Origin of the sequence: Paenibacillus solani (genome assembly GCF_050475945.1) — a bacterium.
Lineage (GTDB): Bacteria > Bacillota > Bacilli > Paenibacillales > Paenibacillaceae > Paenibacillus_AQ > Paenibacillus_AQ solani_A.
Genome location: NZ_JBCMXJ010000005.1, coordinates 317,261 through 343,157, shown reverse-complemented (window position 1 = coordinate 343,157; position 25,897 = coordinate 317,261). Strand labels below are relative to the sequence as shown.

The following is a 25,897-nucleotide window of genomic DNA, read 5'->3' as shown; positions in this document are numbered from 1 at the left end:
GAATATCGGATTAAGGAGGACCTTATGCTGCGTCGATTTTTTTCTTATTACAAGCCTTATAAAGGGTTGTTCATCCTGGATTTTTGCTGCGCTATCTTTGCGGCTTTACTTGAATTAATATTTCCGGTTGCTGTCAACCGCGTGATTGATGACTTGCTGCCGAGCGGCAACTGGAAGTGGATCTTATACGCTTGTCTGGGTCTTCTCGGCATTTATGTTGTCAGTTCTTTCCTACATTATGTTGTCACCTATTGGGGGCATAAACTCGGTATCAACATTGAGACGGATATGCGCAAAAAATTGTTTGATCGGGTTCAAAAGCAATCCTTCCGTTTTTTTGACAACAACAAGACGGGACATTTAGTCTCGCGGATGACGAATGACCTGATGGATATCGGGGAAATTGCCCACCATGGACCGGAAGATCTGTTCATTGCTGTCATGACGCTTGCCGGAGCCTTGGGCATCATGCTCGGGATCAACTGGCAGCTTGCCGTGATGACGTTTGTGATTGTTCCTTTGATGATCTATTTATCGCTGTATTTCAGTGGGAAAATGTCGGCTGCGTTTAAGCGCATGTTCTCCGATATTGCCGATTACAACGCACGGGTGGAGAACAACGTCAGCGGTATTCGTGTGGTACAAGCCTTCTCGAATGAGGAGCATGAAATGGCACGTTTTGCCGAGAACAACAACCGCTTCCGCGTAACGAAGCTGATTGCTTATCGCATCATGGCGTGGAATTCTTCGATCAGCTTTATCCTGATGAAATTCATCTCCCTGTTCGTGCTGGTGTGCGGTACTTGGTTCGTGATTGAGGGGCGGATGACCAACGGGGAATTTATCGCTTTTGTCATGCTGTCCAATGTGTTCCTCGGTCCGATCAAACAGATCAATGCGGTTATTGAGATGTATCCGAAAGGAATCGCCGGATTTAAGCGTTATTTGGAGCTGCTTGAGAGCGAACCGGATGTTGCGGATTCGCCTAATGCGAAGCCCGTTAACCATCTGCAGGGAGATATTCGCTTTCACGGTGTATCCTTCGGTTATGAGAATAAAGATCAAGTACTGCAGGATGTCAATTTGTCCATACGAGCTGGTGAAACCGTTGCGCTTGTAGGTCCGTCCGGGGCAGGCAAGACCACGCTGTGCTCTCTGCTGCCGCGTTTCTATGATACAGTTGCTGGTCGGATTACGATTGACGGGATCGATATCCGGGACATGACGCTGCAATCCCTTCGTTCCCATATCGGCATCGTGCAGCAGGATGTATTCCTGTTTGATGGCAGCATCCGTGAAAATATTGCCTATGGCAGATTGGATGCTGAAGACAGCGACATTATGAAAGCGGTGGGACGTGCCCAGCTTGAAGATCTGGTTGCTTCGCTTCCGGATGGGCTGGACACCTTAATTGGCGAGAGAGGCGTTAAGCTGTCCGGTGGACAGAAGCAGCGCCTGTCGATAGCTCGGATGTTCCTCAAGAACCCGCCGATTCTTATTCTGGATGAAGCAACGTCTGCATTGGATGCGGAGACCGAAGCAGCGATTCAGCAAGCGCTGGCCGAACTGTCGGAGGGACGTACGACGCTGGTGATTGCACACCGACTTGCTACGATCAAGAATGCAGACCGCATTGTGGTGGTTGCAGACAAAGGCATCGCCGAACAAGGTGTCCATGAAGATCTGCTCGCAGCGCATGGTATATATAGCCGATTGCATCGGGCTCAATTCGGTGCTTGATCCAAGCATAAATTTTATGAGGAGTATGAAAATATGTTCACGTATAAATTTCGAGCAGCTCTCTCGATGCTCATCGTATGCTCATTCTTGATTTCCGCATGTGGCGGGAATGGTAATACCACCAACAGCGCTGGTACTTCACGTGAAACAGCTACAGGCACGGACAAGCTCCAGATTGAAGCCTCAGTAGCCACGACTAGAAAGGTTGATACGATTCATGGTGCCATCGAGTATCCCGCCGAGCCACAACGGATTGTAGTCGATGCCTATTTACCTACCTTATTGTTACTAGGAGAGAAGCCGATAGGTGCAACAGCGAAAGACCTTGAGAATGTCCACATCCAGGATATAATTGCAGGAATAGAGAGCACAGGGGAAAACGCGACAGAGAAAATTTTGCAACTTAACCCCGACCTGATAATTAGCGCTAACTCCGATCCGGAAGTATTCGAAAAGCTGTCAAAAATCGCTCCTACGATCATTCTTCCTTATGAAACCTATCGAAGTGTGCACGAAGAAGTCGAGGGATTGGGTGCTATTCTTGGCAAAGAAGAAGAAGCGAAGAAGTGGCTCGCTGATTTTGATGAGAAAATAGAAGGGCTACGCACGAGAGTGAACGGCGTTATTGAAGAGGGAGAAACCTTTTCTATCTTTGGCGCATTCGGCAAAACCTTCTATCTGTATGGAGATGGCATTTATCGGGGAGGATTGGCGATATACAAGGAGCTCAAGCTTACGCCTCCAGAACGAATCCAGAAAGAACTGATTGCCCCTGGTGAGACCTTCAAAGAGGTATCCTTGGAAGTTCTGAATGATTATGCTGGCGATTACATCTTCTTTGATGAGTCCAAAGGAGCGGAGATGGATAAGAAGGACAAAGTATGGACTTCGATTGATGCCGTCAAACAGGATCGCGTGTTTTATCTCGATGCCAAACGATTCTGGCCGTTTGATCCTATAGCTGTCCTGGCTCAGGCCGAGGAAGTGACGGAAATGATCGTCAGCCAAAAAGAGAAGGAAAACGCGAATTAAACAGCGGTCTCGTGATCTGTAAGGACTATCATTTACAGAAACGCTATTTCCGGGATCAGTATCCCATTCACGATTCGTCTCAGTTTCTTATAATTTACTTTCTTTGAAGATGCAATAGAGAGAATATGAAAAGGGCAAGGTCCGTGATCCAGACCTTGCCCTTTTTGTTGTATCAGGATTGTTTATTAATCAGGTTTAGCGTGTCTCTGTGGATGTGGGCTCGTCCGAGACCTTCAGTTTATCATTCAGGATGCTGTCCTCAAGCACACTGAATTTGTCTCCGTAAACTTTCGTAATATGTTTTTCGCCCCATGTACAGAGCATATCCAGAATTTCGCTTAAACTCCTGCCATACTCGCTGAGCTCATATTCGACTTTAGGCGGTACTTGATTATGAATAATGCGATTAATCACACCATCTTCCTCTAGCTCTCGCAGCTGCTGTGTGAGCATTTTTTGCGTAATATTCGGCATGAGGCGTTTCAGCTCGCTAGTGCGTTTACGGCCATGAGTCAGGTGACATAGTATGACGCATTTCCACTTGCCCCCGATGACTTCCAATGTCGCTTCAACGGCGATGTTGTATTTCTTCGTTTGCATATTCAGCCTCCTATTTCTAATAGGCACTGAAAAGTACCTAGGGTACCCCAAGGTGCCTACATTACAAAAAAGTACGTTCTTCACACAAGTGATGATATGAATCATAATAGCATTTGCCGAGAGGATAACGCCATACACAATATTTTTACAATACACAAGCAAGAGAATAGGATAGGGGGAATATAGGAACATCATGCTTATAGATAAAAGAAGAAGTTTGCTTGCGCTTATAGCGCTTGCCGTCAGTGCCTTCGCCATCGGCACAACAGAATTTATCAGTGTAGGGCTGCTGCCGTTGATTGCCAATGATATGAACATATCCGTAACAACCGCCGGGTTAACAGTTTCGATGTACGCACTTGGCGTTACTTTCGGCGCACCGATTCTTACATCGCTAACATCCAGGATGTCCAGGAAGACGCTGCTGCTTTGGATTATGATCATTTTTATTATCGGTAACAGCCTGGCAGCGGGTGCAGCTTCCATTGGCATATTGCTTGCCGCTCGCATCCTTTCAGCCTTCTCTCATGGTGTGTTCATGTCGATCGGCTCAATCATTGCCGCAAGCGTGGTCCCAGAGAACCGCAGGGCATCGGCGATTTCCTTCATGTTTACGGGTCTTACGGTAGCTACGGTCACCGGTGTTCCCCTTGGAACATTTATAGGTCAACAATGGGGCTGGAGGCTGGCTTTTGTCGCTATTGTTGTGGTGGGTATTATTGCACTCATTGCGAACAGTATCCTTGTCCCTTCGGACCTTCCTAAAGGAGAACGAACCTCATTACGTGACCAAGCTAAATTGATCACGAATGGCAGACTGCTGCTTATGCTTCTGATCACAGCTCTTGGATATGGCGGAACCTTTGTTGTCTTCACTTATTTATCCCCATTACTGCAGGATATAACAGGCTTCAAGGAAAATACGGTGACACTCATCCTGCTTGTATACGGGATTGCAATTGCTGTTGGCAATGTGATCGGCGGGAAGGCGGCCAATCGCAGGCCTCTGAGAGCTCTGCTCTATATGTTTATCGCCCAGGCGCTAGTACTGTCGGTGCTCACTTTTACAGTGCCGTTTAAAGTCGCGGGACTAATCACGATTATTCTTATGGGTTTTCTAGCGTTCATGAATGTGCCTGGATTACAGGTTTATGTCGTGATGCTGGCCGAGCGTTTTGCACCAGGGGCCGTGAATATGGCGTCTGCTCTTAATATAGCCGCATTCAATGCCGGCATCGCCATAGGCGCTTCTCTCGGAGGTTTGATCACAAATTCATTGGGGTTGATTCATACAGCATGGATCGGAGCCCTGATGGTACTCGGTGCGGTCCTGCTCACGGGTTGGAGCCTGAAGCTGGAACGAAAAGATTCGGAAAACTCTGATCAGCAGGCTTTGCAGGCAGCTTAAATATTTATTTTTATGATAAAGGGGGGTGATGTTTCAACGTGTCATCGGAAATACTGTAACTAGGCTGAACTTTTTTACCAACTAGAAAAAATATGGAGGTTTATCAACATGACAGCAAAACACTTACAAGATACAACCACTTTATATAATGGCGTCAACATGCCTTGGTTTGGACTAGGCGTATTTAAAGTAGAGGAAGGACCGGAGCTGGTAAATGCCGTTCGTACAGCCATTAAGCATGGCTACCGCAGCATCGACACGGCTGCCATCTACGGTAATGAAGAAGGAGTTGGACAAGGCATCCGCGAAGGTTTGGCAGCTGCAGGTATCAAGCGGGAAGAATTGTTTGTAACCTCCAAAGTTTGGAATGCCGATCTGGGTTATGAATCGACTTTGAAGGCATACGAGGAAAGCCTTCGAAAGCTGGGTCTGGAATATTTGGACTTGTACCTTATTCACTGGCCAGTTGAAGGAAAATATATAGAGGCGTGGAAGGCGTTAGAAACGTTATACAAGGAAGGGCGCGTAAAAGCCATTGGCATGAGCAACTTCCAAATTCATCATCTGGAGAAGCTGATGAAGGAAGCAGAAATCAAACCGATGGTAAACCAGGTGGAATATCATCCACGTCTAACGCAAAAAGAATTGCAGGCGTACTGCAGGGAGAACGAAATTCAGCTTGAGGCTTGGTCTCCATTAATGCAGGGAGAGCTGCTGAATCAGGAGGATCTTCAGCAAATTGCAGACAAATATCATAAATCCATCGCCCAGGTCATTCTTCGTTGGGATCTGCAGAACGGTGTGGTCACGATTCCGAAATCGACCAAGGAACATCGCATTATCGAAAATGCATCCATCTTTGATTTTGAATTGTCCGATGAGGATATGCAGCGTATCGATAGCTTGAATCAAAATCACAGAGTAGGACCGGACCCGGATAACTTTGATTTCTAAAGAAGTCTGTGTTCATACAAGAATAGAAGATTAATGAATATTGCGGCTCTCCTGAACCTCGGACAGTAACGATGGATTCAGGAGAGTCCATTCCTACATAAATTGGAGGGAGAGAGCGAAATGAATCTGGATCTTAAGGGCAAAGTTGCATTGGTCACAGGCTCGACGTCTGGCATCGGTAAAGCGATTGCCATGTCGCTTGCTGCAGAGGGGGCTTCCGTTATTATTAATGGAAGACATGAGGATAAAGTTAAACAGACGATTCATGACATTCATGCCGTACATCCGGATGCCGAGCTGCGCTCCGTTGTGGCTGATCTCGGAACGGAGGAGGGCTGTCATCAAGTCAGGGAAGCTGCTCCGGTTGTTGATATACTCATCAATAATTTGGGGATCTTTGAGCCTGCTGAATTTTTCGATATTTCAGATGCGGATTGGTTCAAGTTCTTTGAGACCAATATTATGAGCGGTGTTCGGTTAACCCGGCACTATTTGAAGAATATGATCAATCGCAATGAAGGACGAGTTATTTTTATCGCGAGTGAAGCGGCTGTCATGCCGTCCCAGGAGATGGCGCATTACAGCGCAACCAAGACAATGCAGCTCTCCCTCTCCCGGAGCCTGGCGGAGCTTACGACAGGTACCCGTGTAACGGTAAATACCGTCATGCCTGGGTCCACGCTCACCGAAGGCGTTGAAACGATGCTGGATACCCTCTATCCCAATGAGAACCTCACCATTGAAGAAGCCGAGCAGCGTTTTATGAAGGAAAATCGGTCGACGTCCATTATTCAGCGGTTGATTCGTCCGGAAGAGATCGCCGATTTTGTCACCTATCTTAGCTGTCCCAAATCCTCCGCAATCAACGGTTCGGCGCTCCGAATTGATGGTGGCTTGGTACGAAGCGTATTTTGAGTGTGCCCGTGATTTGTGGGGGTTCTATCGTAATGAACGGGATTCCGGCTTAGAGAATGTGAGTTTCACATCGTGTAATCAGCAGGCACCATATCATCGTCAGAATGGATAGATCCTTTTAAAAACCGCGTAAAAACGCGGTTTTTTTGTTGTGAAGATGAGACTGAGCCTACATCGCCATTTATTACATTATTTCAACATATGAAAAATTCACAACAGAAAAGCAACATGATTTATGTCATCTAGATACTGCTCATGTATTCCTCCATACAACTTTACTAAGTGACATAACAAAGTTTAAAAAGGTGGGTAAACGCTGAGGAAAGATATCGAAATAGTACTGAGGAACCTGCGCACGCTGCCGCTACCATGTGAACGAGGGGTATAACGCTTTAAGTTCGGTTACATCCGGGCAAGAATTCGGTTATGAAATTATTCCAGCGAACAAAAAAGCGCAACAGATTGAGTTGGATTTCGTAAATGAGGTGCAGCATCACTTTAAATATTCCGTTTTTCCTTCGGAAGGTGTCGTCACAAGTCATACCTATGTAAAAGATATTTCTGACGGTTCGAATGGAACTTTCACAAAAGACGGATTGGATTATTTGTGGAATAGTCAGGTGTCAAGCGAAGATGCTACCGAAGCGGAAATGATACAATGGATTGAGGAAGTTATGAAACAGTCCCCAACCTCGTAAGGTTGGAAGAGCCGCGCAAGCTCTCAGCTTACGCGGCTCTTCGTCAGGATGGATAGAATCTTACGAAGAACCGCATAAAACGCGGTTTTTTTGTTGTTAAGATTTGATTGAATCTACACTGGGTGTTTACGCAGCTTAGAAATAAACATAATATGTAGTTGTTGGAAAAATGGGATTAGCTCTGTTTGAAGTTTCTAAATTCAACTCGCTAAAGGAGGAGAACGAATGAGAATTATTAGGAGGAGGATATTTAATCTCTCAGCGTGGTTAGCTCTGCTAACGATTTTACTCACTCCTGGAAAAGTAATCATCGAGGGTGGAGACGTAGCACGTATTGAATATGGTTTTCCATTTAGATTTATTATTAAGCATTACCCGAATCATATGTCCGACTCTTTATATACCAATCCTTGGTTAATCACGGACATTCAAATTCAATTGCTATTTTATTTGTTTAATGTCCTGTTGATTTATGGGATTATCCAGAACATATTGTCTATTAGAAACAGAATGAAGAATAATTGACATTTTTCAGGAAAAAACGGAGTGACTATTCCATTAGAATAGACGGAAGAAGATGCGCAATAAATGTGCATCTTCTTTTTTTAGTTGATTCTATTAAATTTATAGACAAAAATAAATATATCTATTATATTAATAGACGTTATTATAATTTGCAGTTTAATTTATTGATTTGAAATGAATATTCATTGTAGGAGGATGAACATAATGACGGAGCATACTAACGTCCATTCTTATTCAGTTACACCGCAAGATCGTATGAACTATTTGTTGGGAGTGTTTTCGGCAGTACAGCAGATTGGCATTGTAATGAAATTATCCGATCAGCTTGATACAGACTTGTTCATGCAGGCTGTGCGTCTGACCATTAAGAAGTATCCGATTCTAAGCTGCCGTTTTGTGGAGGACGAGGTTCCGTATTGGGAGAAATTCACTGGCGAGATTGAAGATTCAATTTTAAAAATTAAAACCTGTACTAGAGAAGAAGAAGCACTTTGGTTGGAAGCACATCTTGCTGAGCCTATGGACTGGATAACAGGGCCGATGGTTCAGGCTACTTTATTCAGGTCTGAACGTGATGTACTATGTATCAAGATCTCGCATTTATGTTCGGATGCAGCCGGATTGAAGGAATATACCCATTTGATAGCTTCCTTGTACACTCGCTTGCACCAGAAGGAGCCATACGACTGGATCGAGAATGAACTGCTTGGAGAGGAAGCGGGCTTTCGGGATCAAGGACCGCTATTCGAAGCAGCAGGAATTGCCGATATCTCTACGTTTCCTCTTCAGGAGCCAGTAACGGCTTCGCTCTGGTCTATTCCTTCCACACTTGATAATCTCACTCCGGCAATCACAACCCGGACACTGGGTAGGGAGCAGATGATGCGGCTGATCAGCATTACTAAAGCTAACGGTGCAACCGTTAATGACGGATTACTCGCTGCATATTTTCGTTCCATCGCTAAACAGGCTATCTATATGGAGCCACGCACCATTGGTAAGGCGATTGGCATTACGGTCAATCTGAGACGTTATTTACCGAACCGAACCACGGGCACCCTGTGTAATTTGTCTGCCATAGAAGTGCCCGTCATTGAGATGGATGAAAAAGAGCCGTTAGATATGACATTGCATAAGGCGAAACGAGCTATGGATATGATCAAAGAGAATAAACCTGGAATTTCCTCTGCAGTCGGATTGGAAAAAATGGCCTCTATGCCGCTGTCATCGGCAAAGGCGATGTTGGGAACTCAGGTGGAGATGGCCAAGCAGACACAAATGGCATTGCCCTTGTTGACTAATCTAGGCGTAATTTCGGAGTCATCCATTCATTTTGGAGATTTCGAAGTGGAAGAGAGCTATATGACGGCGCCTATTATGTACTCTCCATTTTTTAGTGTGGGGGCCAGCACTTATCAAAACACACTTACCTTATCCGTTGGTTATCACACTCCAGCCGTTTCAGAGAATGCAGTCAGTCGGTTATTGGATGACATGATCAGCGAGTTCACTACAAACGCTTGAAAGCTCGAGGTTGTCTTTATCTTAATTCGCAGAAGAAGAGCAGTTCTGGTATAACTAGGGCTGCTTTTTTATATTCAGAGAGTAATATAATTTACTTTTCAAAGTAATTTGTGATTGACTTATGAAGTAATATTAATTACTTTATAAAGTAACATCATAGAAGTGTTCGGTTGTATACTACATTCATTTTGTGAGCAAAGGAGGAGATCAGATGTCCAAGGTACATATGTTAAAGCCGGATATTCACACGCTGCATGGATTTTTCAGCAGGGAGTTGGAGCCTGCCCTATGTATTCAGCCAGGAGATACGGTTATATATCAAACGTTGGATGCGGGTTGGGGACTTAAGAAGCGAGCGGCCCCAGGGCGGCCGAGAACGAAGTTTACAGAGCGGAAGACAGAGCGGCAGGAGAGGGAGTTTGGCCATGCATTAATGGGTCCCGTACATATTCATGGGGCGAAACCCGGGGATACATTGGAAGTCCAGATCAACGAGATCCTTCCAGGATCATGGGGGTGGACTTCTGCCGGGGGCTTTCCTAGCTATTGGAACGAGAAGCTCGGTATGGTCGACAGCGAGGAAGTCTTATTGGATTTTGAATTGGATACAAGAGCGATGATCGCCCGGAGTCAGTTCGGAAATTTCAAATACAGTGTTGGCCTGAAACCGTTTATGGGGATAATGGGCATGCCTCCTACGGAAAAAGGTCAGCACTCGACATTTGTACCGCGTCCTTCTGGAGGCAATCTCGATTGTAAAGAGCTTACCGCTGGTAGTACGTTGTACCTGCCGATTCCTGTTGATGGCGGGCTGTTCTCGACAGGAGATGGTCACGCGGCACAGGGAGATGGTGAAGTTAGCGGACCCGCGCTAGAATGTCCCATGGAGAAGGTGAGTCTCACCTTCCATGTCCGTGATGATATGCCATTAACAATGCCAAGAGCTAAAACAAACACGGGCTGGATTACGATGGGATTGCATGAGGACCTGAATGAAGCGATGTGGATAGCATTAAGCGGGATGCTGGATCTGATGACCGAGATTTACTCAATTTCAAGAACGGAGGCGTATGCTTATGCCACCTTGGTTGTTGACCTGCGGGTAACTCAGATCGTGAATATGGTAAAGGGCGTTCATGCATATTTACCTTTTGACGCGATGAGATAGGGGAGAAGGGATATCCCGGCTGAGAGAATTGATCTTAAAGATATATTCATTCCTATTATATTAAGGAGGACATACCGATGAAATTGTATGAAACGATGGTTAATAACAATGGGGTTCTTATTCATGTCACGGAGATGCATCGAGAACTCCGGAACGAACAGGTTCCGCTGGTCATTATTCCGGGGCTATCCGAGTCATTTGAAGATTATATTAGTATTATGGAAAAACTGTCGCCAAGGCATATGGTTGTCATTACACTTCGCGGCCGGGGCCAAAGTGATGTTCCTGCTTCGGGATATACGTTGGACGATCATATTAACGACATCGATGCTGTCATCCGGCATCTTGGACTCCATTCATTCGTTCTCATGGGTTACTCCCGGGGAGTGTCCTATCAACTAGGCTACGCCGTACAGAATTTTAAGCGCATTCAAGGACTGATCATCGGGGACTATCCAGCGGTTCATACCAAGCTACCAGAGGGGTGGGTGGAGTTCTTAGCTTCGCTTCCGCCTTGGAGAGGAAAAGCGCTCTTTGATCGGATGAAACTACAGACGTTACACGCGCTGCAGAAGGAGTCAGAGAAGGTAAAGCTGTGGGATGAATTGGCTCATTTGACTTGTCCCGTGCTGGTGATCCGTGGCGCCAAACCCCATTCCGGGTTATCATTAGAAGCAGTGGAACATTACAAGACTGTGCTGCCTCAGGCTCAAATCGTAGAATTCGAGCAGCATGATCACAATATTTTTGAACCGGATGCGGATATGTTTATCCAAACGGCCGATACTTTTATGAGCGAAATTACAAGCAACCATTAATCTACTATTAAAAGGGTGTAAGCATGTGGATCATTTGAAGCTTAATGTATCACTTTTACGGCAAAGGGTTCCGAACCTGACCAGTGCTGCCAAATCTGTTGGATTACGGCCAGCCACGGTTTCTAATCTGTGCACCGGGAAGATCCCTGTGGGACGTGCAGAAGTCCGAACAATAGCAGCTCTGGCATCCTTGGCTAAATGCAGCCTTGATGAATTAATTCTGCGCGGCGAGCGAGTGGACATGATCGAGACAGGTATCAAGCCGCTTGATCTGTTTGCTCCTCTGGCAAAAGGCGGCACAGTCGGGCTGGTTGCCCGTCCCGGCATGGGACAGCTGGTGCTGCTTAGCGAATTGTTTCATCACTTCAAGCAGGAAGGTTATCTGACGATCATTCTGAAGCCTGAAGGTGAATATCCCGGGTTGCAGGAGCTGCTGGATGATGCTGAACGGATTGTCTATTCAATCGAAGAAGCCTATTCAATTGTGGCAGATACGAGTGCCAGTCGCGAGATCGTATTTGCTGCGGACCGGGAGCATGTCTTGACGGGCAAAATCTACGATCTTCAGGAACGTTTCCAAGTGGAAGGTTTGACGCAGGTTACAACTTTTCTGGTGGATCTTAAAGGCGCCGTTGTTGACGAAGATTTGCCTTACGGGCCACTGGAGACGCTCTGGTATTTCGATGCCGACCTTGCGGCAAGGCAAATGTTCCCGGCTGTGAACCCGTTATACTCCACATCATCCGTCCTGGAAGGTGTTCATCTGGAGCAGAACCACCTATCCACCCAGCAGCGGGGCCAGAAGCTGCTGCGCCGTTATCGCGAGCTCCGTTCCCTGGTTCAGGTACGTGGAATGGAGGCCATTCCGGCGTCGGAAACAGAAGTTTACGAGCGAGGAGAACGGCTTGAGGCGTATCTAACGCAGCCTTTTTTTGTTGCCGAGGCTTATACAGGATTGCCGGGTGAGCGGGTGCCGCTGCAAGATATGCTGCAAGATGTTCAGGCGATTCTGAATGGCAGCATGGATCATCGGACGGTGAGAGATTTAACCTGGATTGGGACCATAAAATAGAAGTTTTCAATCGCGGTGAGTCGATACAATTACTTTACTTATCGGTTTAATATGTATTTTTATATTACTCCAACCAATATACTTCATTTGTCCCATAGCTGACAGATATAGTCCGGTATATAATATGGTCTAGTTCTTGCTACACGAGGATATCGAGAAGGCTGATGTATATGCTTTATTGATTGCTTGATTATGGAGGAACTAGAACATACATAGAGGAGAAATGGGAATGAAGAGAAAAGGTTGGCTTATCGCATTCGCTGCGACCGTACTGTTACTGTTTATTTTAATTCCGGTTCAGCAGTCCTATAGTGCGGAAGGAAATCCATCGGCATCAGCGATCACACAGAGTGCTCTGAACAATCAGTTTCACTTGGATCATGTCGTAAAGATTTATGTGCCTTCGACCGTGAAGGGAGATATCCCGATTACGGATACGGCTCATCAGAAATTTGTAGATCAGACGCTGAAGCAGCTGTCCGCTTGGTTTGGAGGTGCGACTGCCATTCCTGGAGAAGGAGCATGGGTGGACAATAGCAAAACTTTAATCAAGGAAAAAGTGACGATTGTTTACGCTTTTGCCGAGAAACTGGATAAGAATTCGCTCAATCAAGTGGTGGACTACGCGAAGAAGCTCAAGGACGATCTCGCACAAGAAGCTATTTCGGTTGAGGTTGACGGCAAGCTGTATTTTATTGAATAGTGACATTTAACTGAAAAAATAATGAGTAAGAGGAGATCCCCTAGCAATCTGCCATGCAGATCAGGAGACCTCCTCTTATTGACTATTAATAGAGATACCTCCACAGATAGAAGGTCGCGTAGGACTCCCAATTCGCCCAGGCGGCTGACAACTCTAATATCTCCTTCTTGGTCGGTTTTGCTTCCAAGCCCATGAGGTGTTTGATGGCATTATGCAGCCCAACATCGTCGATGGGAAAAGCATTTGGCATGCGCAAGCAGCGCATCAGCACATAGTTAGCTGTCCACGGGCCGATGCCACGGATGCTGACCAATTGTTTCTCCGCTTGTTTCAAGCTGCCTGCTGCAAGCAGCTGCTCTTTCGTTAATTCCCCATCTGCCATCAGCTTCGCAACTCCGATGAGATACTCACATTTTTTCAAGGTCATTCTCAGACCAGCCAGGTCTTCAACTTGCAATCGAGCAATGTCTTCAGGCTTCGGAAATAACCAAAAAACTTCATTTTCACACTCTACGCTGTGGCCGAAGGCTTCAACGAAACGTCTCTTTAATGTGTAAGCATAAGCCAGGTTAATTTGCTGTCCGAGAATTCCCCAGCACAGGGCTTCGAACAGGTCGGGAATGCCCATGTTACGAAGTCCGTAGAAGGACTGGACAGCTTGACTGAGCAGTGGATCTGTCTCAGCCATCATATAGAACGGGACGAGATCCGTATTCAAATCGAACCAGTCCCGAACATAAGCCGCTGCTTCCGAACGTCTAGCTGGATCGGTTGGTGCGGTGTTTCCCAGAAAACGAACCATGATGGCTTGCTCTTCAGGAGCTTCGCTGACTTCAATCACAACTATGTCCTCCCCAAGCGGGATAGCACGGTAGATGCTGTTATTTCGAATATGGTACAGACATTCGTTTGGCGATCTTTGCAGATAATGGAGGTTCTGCGTAAAGCTGAATTCCTGCGGAACAAACAGCTTTATTGTATGGATATGGTCCTGCCAGCTGTCAGAGGGAAGCTGGTCATGTTTGGTGTAGTGATTGTTACAATGAGTCTGGTTGGGTTCCTGCATGGTCAGCGTCTCCTTTCGGTTCCTAATCTCTTCTATACTAGTTGTACCATAACTATGAATGCTATCATTTTGTTATCTTGCTCTTCTATTCCAAAAAGCGTACAACAAGACGATCCTGTGGTTATAATGTTAGCGGAGGTGAGGAAACGTGGCAGAACGCATTCAGCCAACCGAAGACCAGTGGAAGGCCATTATCCATAATGACAAAGAAAGTGACGGCAAGTTTTTCTATGCGGTGCAGACTACCCGGATTTTCTGCAGACCATCCTGTAAATCCAGACCTCCGCGGTTTGAAAATGTACGTGTGTTTCAGTCGGCCGATGAAGCGAAAGCGGAGCACTTCCGGCCATGCAAAAGGTGCAAGCCGACGGGCGAGCGTCTGCCGGACCATGAATGGATTGAACTTGTCATGGAGTATATCAACCAACATTATACAGATCATTTGACGCTCAAGGTATTGGCGGATGTGAGTCACGGCAGTCCTTACCATTTGCACCGGATATTCAAGCGCGTCACCGGGGTAACGCCAATGGAATACATTCAGAATTTCCGAATCGATCAGGCCAAGGAGCTCCTTAAGCATTCCAGCCTGTCGATCTCTGATATCGGCTCAAGGGTGGGCCTGGAGAATCCGGCTTATTTTATCACGTTATTCAAGAAGAAGACGGGGTTGACCCCCCTTAATTATCGAGGACAATATTCAAAAAATACGAGTGCGGAGGTACACGACCATGAAAAATAATCATTCGATCATAAGCTGGACTCGACTGCATCATGATCATTGGAATGTGTATATAGCAGCTTCAGAGCAAGGATTATGTTACGTCGGTTCACAGGATAAGCCGTTTGATGAGCTGGCGGATTGGGTTAAGGCAAAATATCCAGGTAGTGAACTAGTGCAGGATGATGCAAAACTGCAACCTTATGTTGCTGAGCTTCAGGAGTATTTTCAAAGAAAGCGTGCACGATTTGAGATGGCTATGGATTATAAGGGGACCGCTTTTCAAAATGCGGTATGGAATGCTCTTTGCCAGATCCCTTATGGAGAAACTCTCACGTATTCAGACATCGCCAACCAGATCGGAAAACCGGCGGCTGTTCGAGCGGTAGGAGCGGCTATCGGGGCCAATCCCCTGCTTATTACTGTGCCATGTCACCGGGTAATTGGCAAAAGTGGTGCCTTGACGGGTTATCGCGGGGGACTGGACATGAAGACCCGGCTGCTTGATCTTGAGCGAGAGCACGTCTCATTGAGGGAGACAATGGAGTATGTCTAAACCGTTACCGAAGCGTATAGAGGAGCTGGATTGGCAAGCGTTACAAGCAGCTTTGGATGAACAGGGATTTGCTGTACTTCCAAAGCTGCTTCTGCCTGAAGAATGCACAGACATGATGAACAGCTATTCGGATGAGGAACGGTTTCGGAGCACGATCAATATGGAGAGGTACCGGTTCGGACGGGGAGAATACAAGTATTATCAAGCACCGCTGCCGGAAGTGCTGCAGCAGCTTCGCGAGGGCTTCTATCCCGAGCTTGCGCTGACGGCTAACCGCTGGTTGACCCAGCTTGGGCATGAGGAGAGGTACCCGGTGAGCTTGGATGAGTATCTGGAGATGTGCCATGCGCAAGGGCAGGAGCGTTCAACGCCGTTAATTTTGAAATATGAAGAGGGCGGTTATAATTGCTTGCATCAGGATTTGTACGGAGATGAGTTCTTCCCGTTTCAAGTGTTATTTGTGCTGAATGAGAAGGAAGTCGATTTCACTGGAGGAGAGTTTCTGCTCATGGAGCAGCGGCCGCGAGCACAAAGCCGAGGACATGTGATTACCTTGGAACAGGGAGCGGGGCTGATCTTTCCGACCAGTCAACGTCCTGTTGAGGGGACGCGTGGGTATTATCGGACCACACTCCGGCATGGCGTCAGCACGATTACGTCGGGGACAAGATACAGTCTCGGGATTATTTTTCATGATGCTAAGTAAGGGGGCATAAGGGTGCTCATTCATTCGTTATGGATGTGGGGAGGGGAATAGTATAATAGAAGAAAGTGTAGAAATGGGGTGTTCAAGGTGAAACATGAGGTGCTCTATAAAACGCCGAAGACCCTGCTCAATAAAGGAACAGGATTCTTGAATGGATACAGTCATACCTTAAATCCGTATACGGGCTGTACCTTCGCTTGTTCTTATTGTTATGTCCGGCAAATGCCGGTATCGTTATTTCGGAAACAGGAATGGGGCAGCTGGGTTGATGTGAAGCTCGAGTCTGCAGCCATCTTGCGAAAAGAGCTGCAGCGTGCCAAGAGCAAAGGACCTGTCACGATATTCATGTCATCCAGCACCGATCCGTACCAACCGACTGAGGCCAAGGAAGAAGTGACTCGCACTCTACTGGAAGTCATGGTTAGCGAATCGCCGGATTTTCTGCTGGTACAGACACGCAGTCCGCTGGTCCGCCGGGATATCGATCTGCTGCAGCAGTTAGGGGAGCGCGTGCGGGTGAGCATAACGGTCGAAACGGATCGTGAGGATATACGCAAGCATTTTACGCCGTCAGCCCCGCCAATCCAGGCCAGACTGAAAACGCTTGAGCTGCTGAGAGACGCAGGCATTCCCACTCAGGTCGCCATTGCCCCAGTGCTTCCAAGTACGGAGCAATTTCCTCATCTACTGAGACCGCTCGTTCATCGTGTTTGCATTGACGATTATTTCATGGGGGACGGCAGCGGTGGTAAACGGACGAAGCGACTGCCTATTCAGGGGCTGTACGAGGAACTCGGTGAGGAGAAGTGGTATGATCCGGCTGCATATGAAGTGGTCTACGATTGTTTCAGCAAGGTATTTCCGAAGGAGCAGTTGTTTGTAAGTCAGAAGGGGTTTGAACCTTAACGTAAGTGTGAATGTCGTAAGTCTAGCAAATGAGTGAGTTTTTGAATGGATCGTAAGAGGATTGAGGGGGTGTAAGGGCCAGAGCGGGAAGATCGCTTCTGGCCTTTTTTGTTGTGTCTGAGGGACGGTGTTCCTTGGACGCTACTAGATGTACTTATAAACATAATCTGTGTTGGTTTTTGTCAAGTGCGCATTAAGTATTGTGTACATAAAAGCACCTTATCTTTCTATAAATAAAGATTATTCGACATCACAATCTGACAGCTTCCGACTCGATATTTATTATATTTTAAAGCAAGACAGAAAAAGGGTATATTTTACAACATTGATGGTTTTTACATCTGTTTTCATTATTCATAAATGATGGAGTGAGGTGTTCAAATGGCAATATTTTGATAAGAATTAGTAGATCAGAGCACTCTGTAACACTAAGAACGACATGTTTAAAAAAGACAAGAACAAGGAGTCGAAAATGAATAAATACACGAATAATACTCAGGTCCTTAATAAAATGTTTATTCCCATAATTACTGGGGTCTTTTTTATAGTGGCCTGCTTTGTGATGAGTAATGTGGTAGAAGCAAGTTCTAAAAAGAAATCTATTGAGGAATTTGTAGCAGAGTATAGTCCTCCACCTGAAAAAATAAAAAACAATAAAAAAAATAGCAAGGAGATTTCGGCGAAGAGGAATCAATTTAGTAAAACATTTGAAAATACTGACAATACATACACCACTGTTATCTCTAACATACCTCAGCATTACAGAGCGGGTGGCAAATGGAATGAAATCAATACTGACATTTTAAAAGATCAGTCGGAAGCAGGTTTTGATTTAGGTGTAACAGAGAACGCTTACAAAACTAAGTTAAATAAAAACAGCAAAAAACCAATTAAAATTAGTTATGAGAATGCATCAGTATCCTATCAGGCCATAGGCGCTAATTCAGTAACTGGCAAGGTTGTTGATAATACAATTGTATATGAAAATATGTGGGAAAATACGGATGTATCTTATACGGTAAATCCTGCAGGAGTAAAAATGTTTATCCTTCTAAAGGATAAGAATAGCCCTAAGAAATTTCAATTTCAAATTGGTGTTCATAATGTAACTACAAAACAGAATGATGATGGATCTATCGATTTTATTGACAGTAATGGAGATGTAGAGTTCACGATACCTCCAATGTGGGTGAAAGATGCTTCGAGTGAGGAACTGAGGTATGAACCACTAAAGGTAGATATATCACCTTCAAAGAAAGGAAGTATTATCACACTTCGTTTGGATGATTCAGAACTTGAATATCCTATATTAATTGATCCTACTACGGGGGTTATGAAAAATTATGCAAGAGAATTTTCTACAGGTTTACATTCCTTAATGAATAAAAATATGCCTGTGAGTCATATTCATCAAATAATTCTTGACGTGGAAGTTGTAAGCTTTAGAGTTGTAACGGGTGGTCATAATAGTTCTTGGCCATCCCACCCAGCTGGTGGTGATATTGGGGTCTATGTTTCGGACGCTGATAAAAAATTGATTCAAGTAGATACCTATCCAATAACTGCCGGATGGAAATCATTTAGAATACTAGGTAGCTCGTTACGAGAAAGGTATCCTCAAGTAAAATACATCTCGGGTGCTGGGGTTGGTGATGTACCAGGTGATACATATAACGGTTTAGAAATAGTACCTTCCGTAACTCAGTTAACTATTACTATTACATATGATGTGGAAGGCGAAGACACAATTCCCCCTAGTGCTCCAACGGGGTTAGTTGTAAGAAGTTCAACTTCAACCTCTGCTAACCTTATATGGAATCCCTCAACAGACAACCTAGGGGTACGTCAATATAAAATTTATAATGACGGTATAGAGATAGGGTCTACTGATTCGAATATTCCAGGATATGAAGTGAGAGGTCTGCAAGGTGGAATTGTTTATAATTTTTCTGTAAAGGCTGTCGATGGGGGAGGAACCTTATCTTGGACTAGCAATACAGTATCCTTTACCCCTGATAATGTCCCGCCTACAAAACCAGGGGCTCTAACCGTTACTTCAGTTGATTCTAATTCGGTTGCGTTCTCGTGGTCGCCCTCTACTGATAATGTCGGAATAAAGTTGTATAAAATCTATAAGGATGGTTCGCTATTAGGTTCTACAACATCAACTACTTATAAAGCAACAGGATTGAAAGATAATACCTTGCACACATTCTCGGTTATTGCAGTGGATTTATCGGACAATACTTCTGAACCTAGTATTTTGGCTGTAAAGACATCAGGAACTTATAGATACATCTATGATGAGAATCAACGACTAATATCTATCGTCAATGGTTCCGGTAAAACTATCAAAAGCTTCGAGTATGATAGGAACGGTAATCTTATTAAAACGATAGCTCATCCTTAATAAAATAAGAATCCAAAATAATATTAGAATGGGGAAGGATTTTTTTGGTGAAGAAAAAATCTCAAGGGAATAGAATTTTATCCGGATTACTTATTGTGATCTTGTTATTTGAAATGCTCGCATTTTACCCCAAAGCGTTAGCTTCCGATGTAGTTTCAGATTCAGAGAATCAGATTCAAAAAATATCCGAACAATTCTCTGTTTCTCCTTCCTGGATACAGAGCTATTTGGATGAAGGATATCCTTTAAATCATATAGTCTCAGCACTGTATAAAGCTCGAATAAATAATATGACTTTTGAGGAGGCTCTAAGCAGCCTATTTCCTGAGGAGATCAATTTATCTACAACCGTAACACCGACAGTTTCTTCAGCGGTATATGGGTTAGAAAGAATAAATAGTTTATCTGAAAACACTGTTACATCAGCGGTCTATGGTTTAACTGACATTACATTCGTTGAACAGGAAGATTCCAGCATAGTACGATATTATGATTCTTTTACCGTCACAGAAGAGGTTTATGGGCCAGAGAAGGAAAGCGGTCCTAAAGAAGAAGATAATTCAAGCGAACTTAATTCGGAAAATAAGGAAGAGCAGTCTACCGACGCACTGGAATCTGATGTAGAACCAGAAAAAGAAAGCGCTTCAGAGTTGGATGTTGAACAAGAAAACGTAGAAAATATGAGGATGGCAACAAATGCTGCCAAGGGAAGTGGGGAGCAAAATCCAATCTTAGAAAAGGCACCTGTATATAATGTTTCTTCATTTAATGAAGCCCCGTATTCTATTGGATCAAGCGGTGAAGCTATTTCCAGTCTTTCAGGAAACCTATCCATCGAACAAACAGATATCACATTACCTGGTCGGAATGGATTGTCTTTTGCCCTGACAAGAAAATACGATTCTGGCAACTCTCAATTTTATGATATGGACTATGGTTATACTACCTATGATTATAATTTGTATCGTTATTATGTGCAGTTTACTGCTTTAAGAAGGCAGCTTATCACGAAATACGAAGTTAATTATACAGAAAATGAATGGATACAGGAGGATCGAAACGGGGATGGCATTGTAGATTATGAAACTGCCATTATGAATACATATGACAGGACTAAGGGAATCTATAATACTGAAAATGAAGCAAGGCAGGTAGCTAGCCAGCGCATTACCTATACCACCCCGGAAGAAAGAAGAACGGTATCGGAGCATAGATATAGTGGAACAAATAGTTTCCCGGGATCTATTTATTACAGTCAGCAAGGATTCAGCGGAACACTCACCAGAGACGGAGATTCCTATGTTGTATCAGGATCCTATGTGCCGACGCAATCAAGAACTGAAACGTCAAGCTGCACCAATAATATACCTGGAAAATACAATTCTTCGGGTCAATGGGTTCAAACCGGTCCTGGAACTGATTGCCCAAGTACTATAACTTACAATAGTGGTGGTTTCAGCGGAACATTAAACCGTACATCGACGACTACAATAAAAGCGTGCCTATCACCGGGTACACCCAATTATGTTTGTACAAAGAGTTTCCAAGCGAATTATTCCGGAACGGTGACTAAACCCGGATATGATACACGGCAATGGGGACAGAAATTTACGGGCATAGTTATTAAACCAGCTCAGACGTCCGATCGGCGTTATGGACCATGGATTTCAACAGGGCCTTCATACCAATACCGCTATGCTTACAATGTATCGGCACAGCCTTGGGTAGAGACAATCATCACGGAAGGTGCAAGTAGTCACACTACCCTAACATCGATAACTTATGATTATTGGTCACAAGCTGAGGAACTCAGAAATCTAATTAATACTTCTCCCAATGAATTCCTTATGTATGATGATCAATATAGTTACTATGTAGCTTCTCAACCAAGTGCTTCTGTACAAGCTTATGTGGCAGGGATTGGTACCGGGGTTACATACCATAATCAGACGCTGCCTAAGTATGAGGAACAATTGTATCCGATAGGCAAAGGTTGGTCATGGAAGTTGCCATCTGTGAAAACCAAGGAAGGCAAACAATATGTATACCTTACAGAAGGTGGGTCCTATGAAGTCGAAGGAACCAAACTGAAAGGCTATGATTGGGAAGGAGTGAGTTTAACAACGGATACCACTGTGGTGGTTGGTAATGAAACATCAAAATATAAATTATATACGGATGACGGTCAAACGCGTCAATACTTTACATCGGATGGTCGTATTATCCAAGTATCGGATCCATACAATAACAATACTCAATTCTTTTACACCCAGAATCCGCAATACGGTCGGAAGTTGCTATCCCAGGTAAAAGATGCAATAGGTAACACGATAGAACTCGACTATACAACAAGTAACGTAACGATAAGACAGGGACAAAAAGTCATCACTTATGAAAAACAAACACAAAATGGTGCCGAGTTATTAAGCGGAATAACAGATGAGCTGGGAAGAAGAACAACCTATACTTACAAAGTTGCACCTGCACGTTTTAATTTGTTCACTGAAAGCCCTGAACGAGCTATTTCAAATCCTTATGCGTTGTTGACTTCCGTTTTGCATCCGACAGGTGCAATTACACAATATTCGTATGAAGATCAGCCTATTAAACGCTATATTGGTGATAGCTCCCAGAATGAAAGTTACCGTATTTTAGCACGAAAGGATCAGGTTCAATATCAAAACGGAAGCAAAGAAGATTTCAATCGAATAGGGTATTTTTACTCAGGTGATTTAGGAAGTTCATATGGTCAAAATCACACATTTTCAACAGTTCTTGACGATGGGCTTACATCGAGCAGATATCAATATACCAAAAAGCATATCGATCAAAATATTAATCCGCAGTATTATTTGGATCAGATTATAACAAGTGCAGAAGGAATGGAGAAGAAGACTAGTTATAACTATACTAAAAAGGTTGGAAGCCGTAGTTATGCTGTTCCGGTACCAACGAATATAACAGACACAAATAACCGTAATAACGATACGCTAACACGAACGATCCAATATGATGATTACGGAAATGTGGTACAGGAAACGAATGAACGAGGAGCCACATCCAGATATACTTATGACAATGCCCGTCACTGGTTGATTCAATCAACAGAGCGTGTAGCCACGGGAGTGGATCTGCACACAACGTATAGCAGAAATGCACAGGGAGATATTACGGAGCTGATCGTACGCCAAGATCATGCGACAGGACAAATCTTAAAACACTCCCAGTTTGGCTATGATACGTATGGAAACATGATAAGTGAGACAGAAATACAGAGCGGTAAGAGAAACACCGTAATTACAGAATACAATTCAGTGTACAGCTATGCTTATCCAACCAGACAAAGTATGTCAGTGACGGACGCTGATGGTAATGTTTCGGAAACCGCCGTCTTATCAACCTATGATAAAGCTACTGGTAAAGTAACTTCATTTACTGATGCACGCCAGCAGAACACAACCTACCAGTATGATGCTCTTGGACGAGTCGTGGGCGTTACGTATCCAGATCTTACTAGGCTGGTAGCACAATATGATGACATCAACAATACATTAATAGTAACGGATGAACTTGGACAGAAAACGAAAACACGTTGGAGCTCACTTGGTTGGGAAATAGAAGAAGGAATCCTTACGGATAAGGGGTTATATGTTAAATCCCGGACTGGTTATGATGCACATGGGCGAGCGATATGGAATGAGGATGCGCTTGGTCAACGTACTCAAAACAGCTATGATAGATGGAGTCGCCAGATTCTTACTGTATTTGCAGATGCAACACAAGCAACAACCCAATACGATGATGTGAATCGGGTTCGTTCTGTTCGAGATGCAGAAGGATATATTCAAAGAGAATATCTTGATATCTACGGTCAAGTGCTTAAATCAGAGGAACAGTCGCCCCAGGATCAAACCGGAAAATTAATGGTTCAGCAAAGTTTTGATGCGATCGGTGGACAAGTTCTAAGGAAAACCGATGCTAAAGGAAACATAACGCAATATGGATACACACCACTAGGACAGTTGAAATTTGTACGAGATGCATTAAGTAACACAACTAACTATGACTATGATACCAATGGCAATTTAATTACTGTAACAGATCCAAACGGTGTGAAAACGTATAAAACATATGATGAACTCAATCGAGTAATTCTAAAGCGAGACAAGAAAGGCCAACAAGAGAAACTGTATTATGATGGTAACGGCAACTTGATACGAAAAACGGATCGTAACGGGAAATCGCTTAGTTATCGTTATGATAATCGTGATCGTTTAGTACAGCGAGTAAGTGCAGACGAAACGACAGCTTTCAACTACGATGCAACTGGTAAAAGAGTCTCTATGTCAGATCAAACAGGTACCACTTTATATGAGTATGATCCAATACAAGGGCTGTTGACTCGAACTCAGTATCCAGATGGACAGGAACTACGACTCAAGTATGATGCAAATGGCAATAAATCCGAAGCGTTGGGTCCTTTCGGTGCCAAGAGATTTTTTAAATATGATGCTATGAATCAACTGACGTCTATGGGGACTAAAGTTGGAATAGATGAATTCAAGTATTCATATTATGCTAACGGCTTGTTCAATCAATCTACAATGAATGGGCTCTTGACAACGAAATATCGTTACCATGGTACAAAATTGACGGAGAAAGAGCAGGTGCGTGGACAGCAACTTGTAAATCGTTACCAGTATCAGTACGATGCCAACAATAATATTAACAAACGTTTTCAAAATAATGTAGAAGATACATTTGCCTATGATGCCCTAAACCGTATAGCAGAATCCAGTGTGTTTCGAGAGATATATACTTACGATAAGTTAGGTAATCGACTAACTATGAGTTCGGATAAATTGATTGAAACCGATACAATAAATAACACTTATGACGATCAGGATCGTTTGAAGGAAGTAGTCAGTGGAAATAAGGCCGTTCAGTATGTATATAACGGTGACGGACTTCTCGTCGAACGTGTTGAGAATGGAGTAAAGAGTCGATATTATTATGATGGTGATCAGATCATAGCGGAAGCAAATGTGGTGAATGGTCAACCTATTCATAAAGCAACTTATATCAGAGGGAATGCACTTGAAGCCATTGATTATGCTGATGGCTCAAGAGCTTATGTGTTATCTAATGGTCACGGGGATATCACGGAGCTTCAAGACGAGTCAGGCCAAGTTCTTAATCGATATTCCTATGATCTGTGGGGGAATATAATCTCACAGGAGGAAAGGGTGCATAATCCTTTCAGATATTCAGGTGAATATTGGGATGAAGCGAGCAAGCTGCAATATCTAAGAGCTAGATGGTATGATCCAAGTGTTGGACGCTTTATGAATGAGGATACGTATGAAGGGAAGTTAGAGAATCCGTTAAGTCAGAATCTGTATACCTATGTGGAGAATAATCCACTGATTTATGTAGATCCAAGTGGAAACAGCCCGGCTACAGCCAAAACATGCGCGTTTCTTTGTTTTGCTGCCGGTACGATGATTGAAACCATAGATGGTTTGAAAGCTATTGAAGAGATCAATGTCGGAGACTATGTATTAGCGAAGAGCGATGAGACTGGAGATGTAGCTTATAAACCAGTGGAAGAAACCTTCAATCGGATAACTGAAGAAACTTACCATCTTTATGTAGGTGGGGTCACGATAGTAACGACAGCTGAGCATCCATTCTGGGTAGTAGGAAAAGGGTGGGTAGAGTCAAGAGACTTGTATGAAGGTGATGTTTTCGTTACTGATGAAGGTACTGAATATGTTTTAGATCACATTGAAATTAAACAGGAAAAGATTCCGGTATATAATTTCAGTGTGGGTGACTATCATACCTACTTTGTTTCGAATTTAAAAATTTGGACACACAATTGTGTTAGAGGAAGCGGTGGAAGCTTATCTGGTTACAGTGCTAATGCAGCTATTAGAGGCGGAGGAGGTTATAAGTTACCGAACAGAGTAACAAGTCCAAAACTACCTCCTGTGACCATGACGAACCCTATAAAGAAGCAGCTTGAAAAGGCTATAGCTCAGATTCAGAAGAATAAGGTGACGGGTAAACTTGAGAGGAGTGAACATGCCGTACTACGAAGTAAAGAGGGAAGGCCAGTTGGTTCTGCAATAAATGATGTGCAAAAAGCTAGACAAGCAGATATTTTAAAACAAGAAGATGGTAGGTGGGTTATTAAGGGGGAAAATGGAAGAATTCATATTATTGAACCTAATGGAAGCCAAGTTGTAACTTCATTTAAAAATCCAAGTAAAAATACTAATATGCGGATTCAAGATGGAAGATGGAGGAGACCTTCAGAAAATGAACTTCAGGAATTTAAAAAGATATTCTCCGAATATGTGAGGTGGTAAA

General features: G+C 44.0%; 19 protein-coding genes. 17 read left to right on the top strand and 2 right to left on the bottom strand.

The genetic code is table 11. From position 1 onward, the window contains the following. Positions 1-24 precede the first annotated feature (24 nt). Positions 25-1,740 carry an ABC transporter ATP-binding protein gene (locus tag ABEQ74_RS03265; RefSeq protein ID WP_430119405.1) on the top strand — a complete coding sequence of 572 codons (1,716 nt, stop codon included), beginning with the start codon at positions 25-27 and terminating at the stop codon, positions 1,738-1,740. Positions 1,741-1,773: 33 nt separating this feature from the next. Then, positions 1,774-2,772, top strand: a complete 999-nt coding sequence (locus tag ABEQ74_RS03260) for an ABC transporter substrate-binding protein (protein ID WP_430119402.1) — start codon at positions 1,774-1,776, stop codon at positions 2,770-2,772. 195 nt (positions 2,773-2,967) lie between these two features. Here the strand turns inward: ABEQ74_RS03260 and ABEQ74_RS03255 are convergent, their stop codons facing one another. Next, positions 2,968-3,372, bottom strand: a complete 405-nt coding sequence (locus ABEQ74_RS03255; protein ID WP_430119399.1) for a winged helix-turn-helix transcriptional regulator — start codon at positions 3,370-3,372, stop codon at positions 2,968-2,970. A 193-nt stretch (positions 3,373-3,565) separates the two neighbouring features. Here ABEQ74_RS03255 and ABEQ74_RS03250 point away from each other — a divergent pair, with 193 nt between their 5' ends. From ABEQ74_RS03250 to ABEQ74_RS03210, 9 genes are all read left to right on the top strand, one after another. Continuing rightward, positions 3,566-4,780 carry an MFS transporter gene (locus ABEQ74_RS03250; RefSeq protein WP_430119397.1) on the top strand — a complete coding sequence of 405 codons (1,215 nt, stop codon included), beginning with the start codon at positions 3,566-3,568 and terminating at the stop codon, positions 4,778-4,780. A gap of 108 nt (positions 4,781-4,888) precedes the next feature. Next, positions 4,889-5,734, top strand: a complete 846-nt coding sequence (locus tag ABEQ74_RS03245) for an aldo/keto reductase (protein WP_430119394.1) — start codon at positions 4,889-4,891, stop codon at positions 5,732-5,734. Between the two features lie 120 nt (positions 5,735-5,854). Next, on the top strand, positions 5,855-6,649 hold the full coding sequence (locus ABEQ74_RS03240) for an SDR family NAD(P)-dependent oxidoreductase (protein ID WP_430119392.1): 795 nt from the start codon (positions 5,855-5,857) through the stop codon (positions 6,647-6,649). Between the two features lie 371 nt (positions 6,650-7,020). Further along, complete coding sequence (locus tag ABEQ74_RS03235; protein WP_430119389.1) at positions 7,021-7,347, top strand: hypothetical protein; 327 nt, start codon at positions 7,021-7,023, stop codon at positions 7,345-7,347. A 729-nt stretch (positions 7,348-8,076) separates the two neighbouring features. Next, a complete protein-coding gene (locus ABEQ74_RS03230; RefSeq protein WP_430119387.1) occupies positions 8,077-9,396 on the top strand; it encodes a condensation domain-containing protein in 1,320 nt (439 codons plus the stop codon). A gap of 211 nt (positions 9,397-9,607) precedes the next feature. After that, complete coding sequence (locus tag ABEQ74_RS03225; RefSeq protein WP_430119385.1) at positions 9,608-10,564, top strand: acetamidase/formamidase family protein; 957 nt, start codon at positions 9,608-9,610, stop codon at positions 10,562-10,564. Positions 10,565-10,641: 77 nt separating this feature from the next. Next, positions 10,642-11,382, top strand: coding sequence for an alpha/beta fold hydrolase (locus tag ABEQ74_RS03220; protein WP_430119383.1), 741 nt, complete (start codon positions 10,642-10,644; stop codon positions 11,380-11,382). Between the two features lie 25 nt (positions 11,383-11,407). After that, positions 11,408-12,454, top strand: a complete 1,047-nt coding sequence (locus tag ABEQ74_RS03215; protein ID WP_430119381.1) for a hypothetical protein — start codon at positions 11,408-11,410, stop codon at positions 12,452-12,454. Between the two features lie 229 nt (positions 12,455-12,683). After that, positions 12,684-13,157 carry a DUF3574 domain-containing protein gene (locus tag ABEQ74_RS03210; protein ID WP_430119379.1) on the top strand — a complete coding sequence of 158 codons (474 nt, stop codon included), beginning with the start codon at positions 12,684-12,686 and terminating at the stop codon, positions 13,155-13,157. An 85-nt stretch (positions 13,158-13,242) separates the two neighbouring features. Here the strand turns inward: ABEQ74_RS03210 and ABEQ74_RS03205 are convergent, their stop codons facing one another. Beyond that, positions 13,243-14,223 carry a DNA-3-methyladenine glycosylase 2 gene (locus ABEQ74_RS03205; protein ID WP_430119377.1) on the bottom strand — a complete coding sequence of 327 codons (981 nt, stop codon included), beginning with the start codon at positions 14,221-14,223 and terminating at the stop codon, positions 13,243-13,245. Positions 14,224-14,371: 148 nt separating this feature from the next. On the opposite strand from ABEQ74_RS03205, the gene ABEQ74_RS03200 reads away from it, so the two are divergent. The 6 genes from ABEQ74_RS03200 (at position 14,372) to ABEQ74_RS03175 (ending at position 25,896) form a co-directional block, all read left to right on the top strand. Continuing rightward, the gene (locus tag ABEQ74_RS03200) at positions 14,372-14,965 is read left to right on the top strand and encodes a bifunctional transcriptional activator/DNA repair enzyme AdaA (protein WP_430119375.1); all 594 of its coding nucleotides are present in this window, start codon (positions 14,372-14,374) and stop codon (positions 14,963-14,965) included. Continuing rightward, complete coding sequence (locus ABEQ74_RS03195) at positions 14,955-15,500, top strand: methylated-DNA--[protein]-cysteine S-methyltransferase (protein WP_430119372.1); 546 nt, start codon at positions 14,955-14,957, stop codon at positions 15,498-15,500. Before ABEQ74_RS03200 ends, ABEQ74_RS03195 begins: the two co-directional genes overlap by 11 nt. After that, positions 15,493-16,206 carry a 2OG-Fe(II) oxygenase gene (locus tag ABEQ74_RS03190; RefSeq protein WP_430119369.1) on the top strand — a complete coding sequence of 238 codons (714 nt, stop codon included), beginning with the start codon at positions 15,493-15,495 and terminating at the stop codon, positions 16,204-16,206. Before ABEQ74_RS03195 ends, ABEQ74_RS03190 begins: the two co-directional genes overlap by 8 nt. A gap of 87 nt (positions 16,207-16,293) precedes the next feature. Continuing rightward, positions 16,294-17,112 (top strand): SPL family radical SAM protein, encoded by an 819-nt coding sequence (locus ABEQ74_RS03185; RefSeq protein WP_430119367.1) that lies wholly within the window; start codon positions 16,294-16,296, stop codon positions 17,110-17,112. Between the two features lie 472 nt (positions 17,113-17,584). Further along, complete coding sequence (locus tag ABEQ74_RS03180) at positions 17,585-19,522, top strand: fibronectin type III domain-containing protein (protein ID WP_430119364.1); 1,938 nt, start codon at positions 17,585-17,587, stop codon at positions 19,520-19,522. 47 nt (positions 19,523-19,569) lie between these two features. Further along, entirely contained in the window at positions 19,570-25,896 is a 6,327-nt protein-coding gene (locus ABEQ74_RS03175; protein ID WP_430120890.1) for a polymorphic toxin-type HINT domain-containing protein, read from the top strand. The last annotated feature ends 1 nt before the right edge of the window (position 25,897 follow it).

Bases quoted from the DNA above. Each gene is read 5' to 3' on its own strand.
- ABEQ74_RS03265 (WP_430119405.1), top strand. From the start codon at position 25: ATGCTGCGTCGATTTTTTTCTTATTACAAGCCTTATAAAGGGTTGTTC.
- ABEQ74_RS03260 (WP_430119402.1), top strand. From the start codon at position 1,774: ATGTTCACGTATAAATTTCGAGCAGCTCTCTCGATGCTCATCGTATGC.
- ABEQ74_RS03255 (WP_430119399.1), bottom strand. From the start codon at position 3,372: ATGCAAACGAAGAAATACAACATCGCCGTTGAAGCGACATTGGAAGTC.
- ABEQ74_RS03250 (WP_430119397.1), top strand. From the start codon at position 3,566: ATGCTTATAGATAAAAGAAGAAGTTTGCTTGCGCTTATAGCGCTTGCC.
- ABEQ74_RS03245 (WP_430119394.1), top strand. From the start codon at position 4,889: ATGACAGCAAAACACTTACAAGATACAACCACTTTATATAATGGCGTC.
- ABEQ74_RS03240 (WP_430119392.1), top strand. From the start codon at position 5,855: ATGAATCTGGATCTTAAGGGCAAAGTTGCATTGGTCACAGGCTCGACG.
- ABEQ74_RS03230 (WP_430119387.1), top strand. From the start codon at position 8,077: ATGACGGAGCATACTAACGTCCATTCTTATTCAGTTACACCGCAAGAT.
- ABEQ74_RS03225 (WP_430119385.1), top strand. From the start codon at position 9,608: ATGTCCAAGGTACATATGTTAAAGCCGGATATTCACACGCTGCATGGA.
- ABEQ74_RS03220 (WP_430119383.1), top strand. From the start codon at position 10,642: ATGAAATTGTATGAAACGATGGTTAATAACAATGGGGTTCTTATTCAT.
- ABEQ74_RS03210 (WP_430119379.1), top strand. From the start codon at position 12,684: ATGAAGAGAAAAGGTTGGCTTATCGCATTCGCTGCGACCGTACTGTTA.
- ABEQ74_RS03205 (WP_430119377.1), bottom strand. From the start codon at position 14,223: ATGCAGGAACCCAACCAGACTCATTGTAACAATCACTACACCAAACAT.
- ABEQ74_RS03195 (WP_430119372.1), top strand. From the start codon at position 14,955: ATGAAAAATAATCATTCGATCATAAGCTGGACTCGACTGCATCATGAT.
- ABEQ74_RS03190 (WP_430119369.1), top strand. From the start codon at position 15,493: ATGTCTAAACCGTTACCGAAGCGTATAGAGGAGCTGGATTGGCAAGCG.
- ABEQ74_RS03180 (WP_430119364.1), top strand. From the start codon at position 17,585: ATGAATAAATACACGAATAATACTCAGGTCCTTAATAAAATGTTTATT.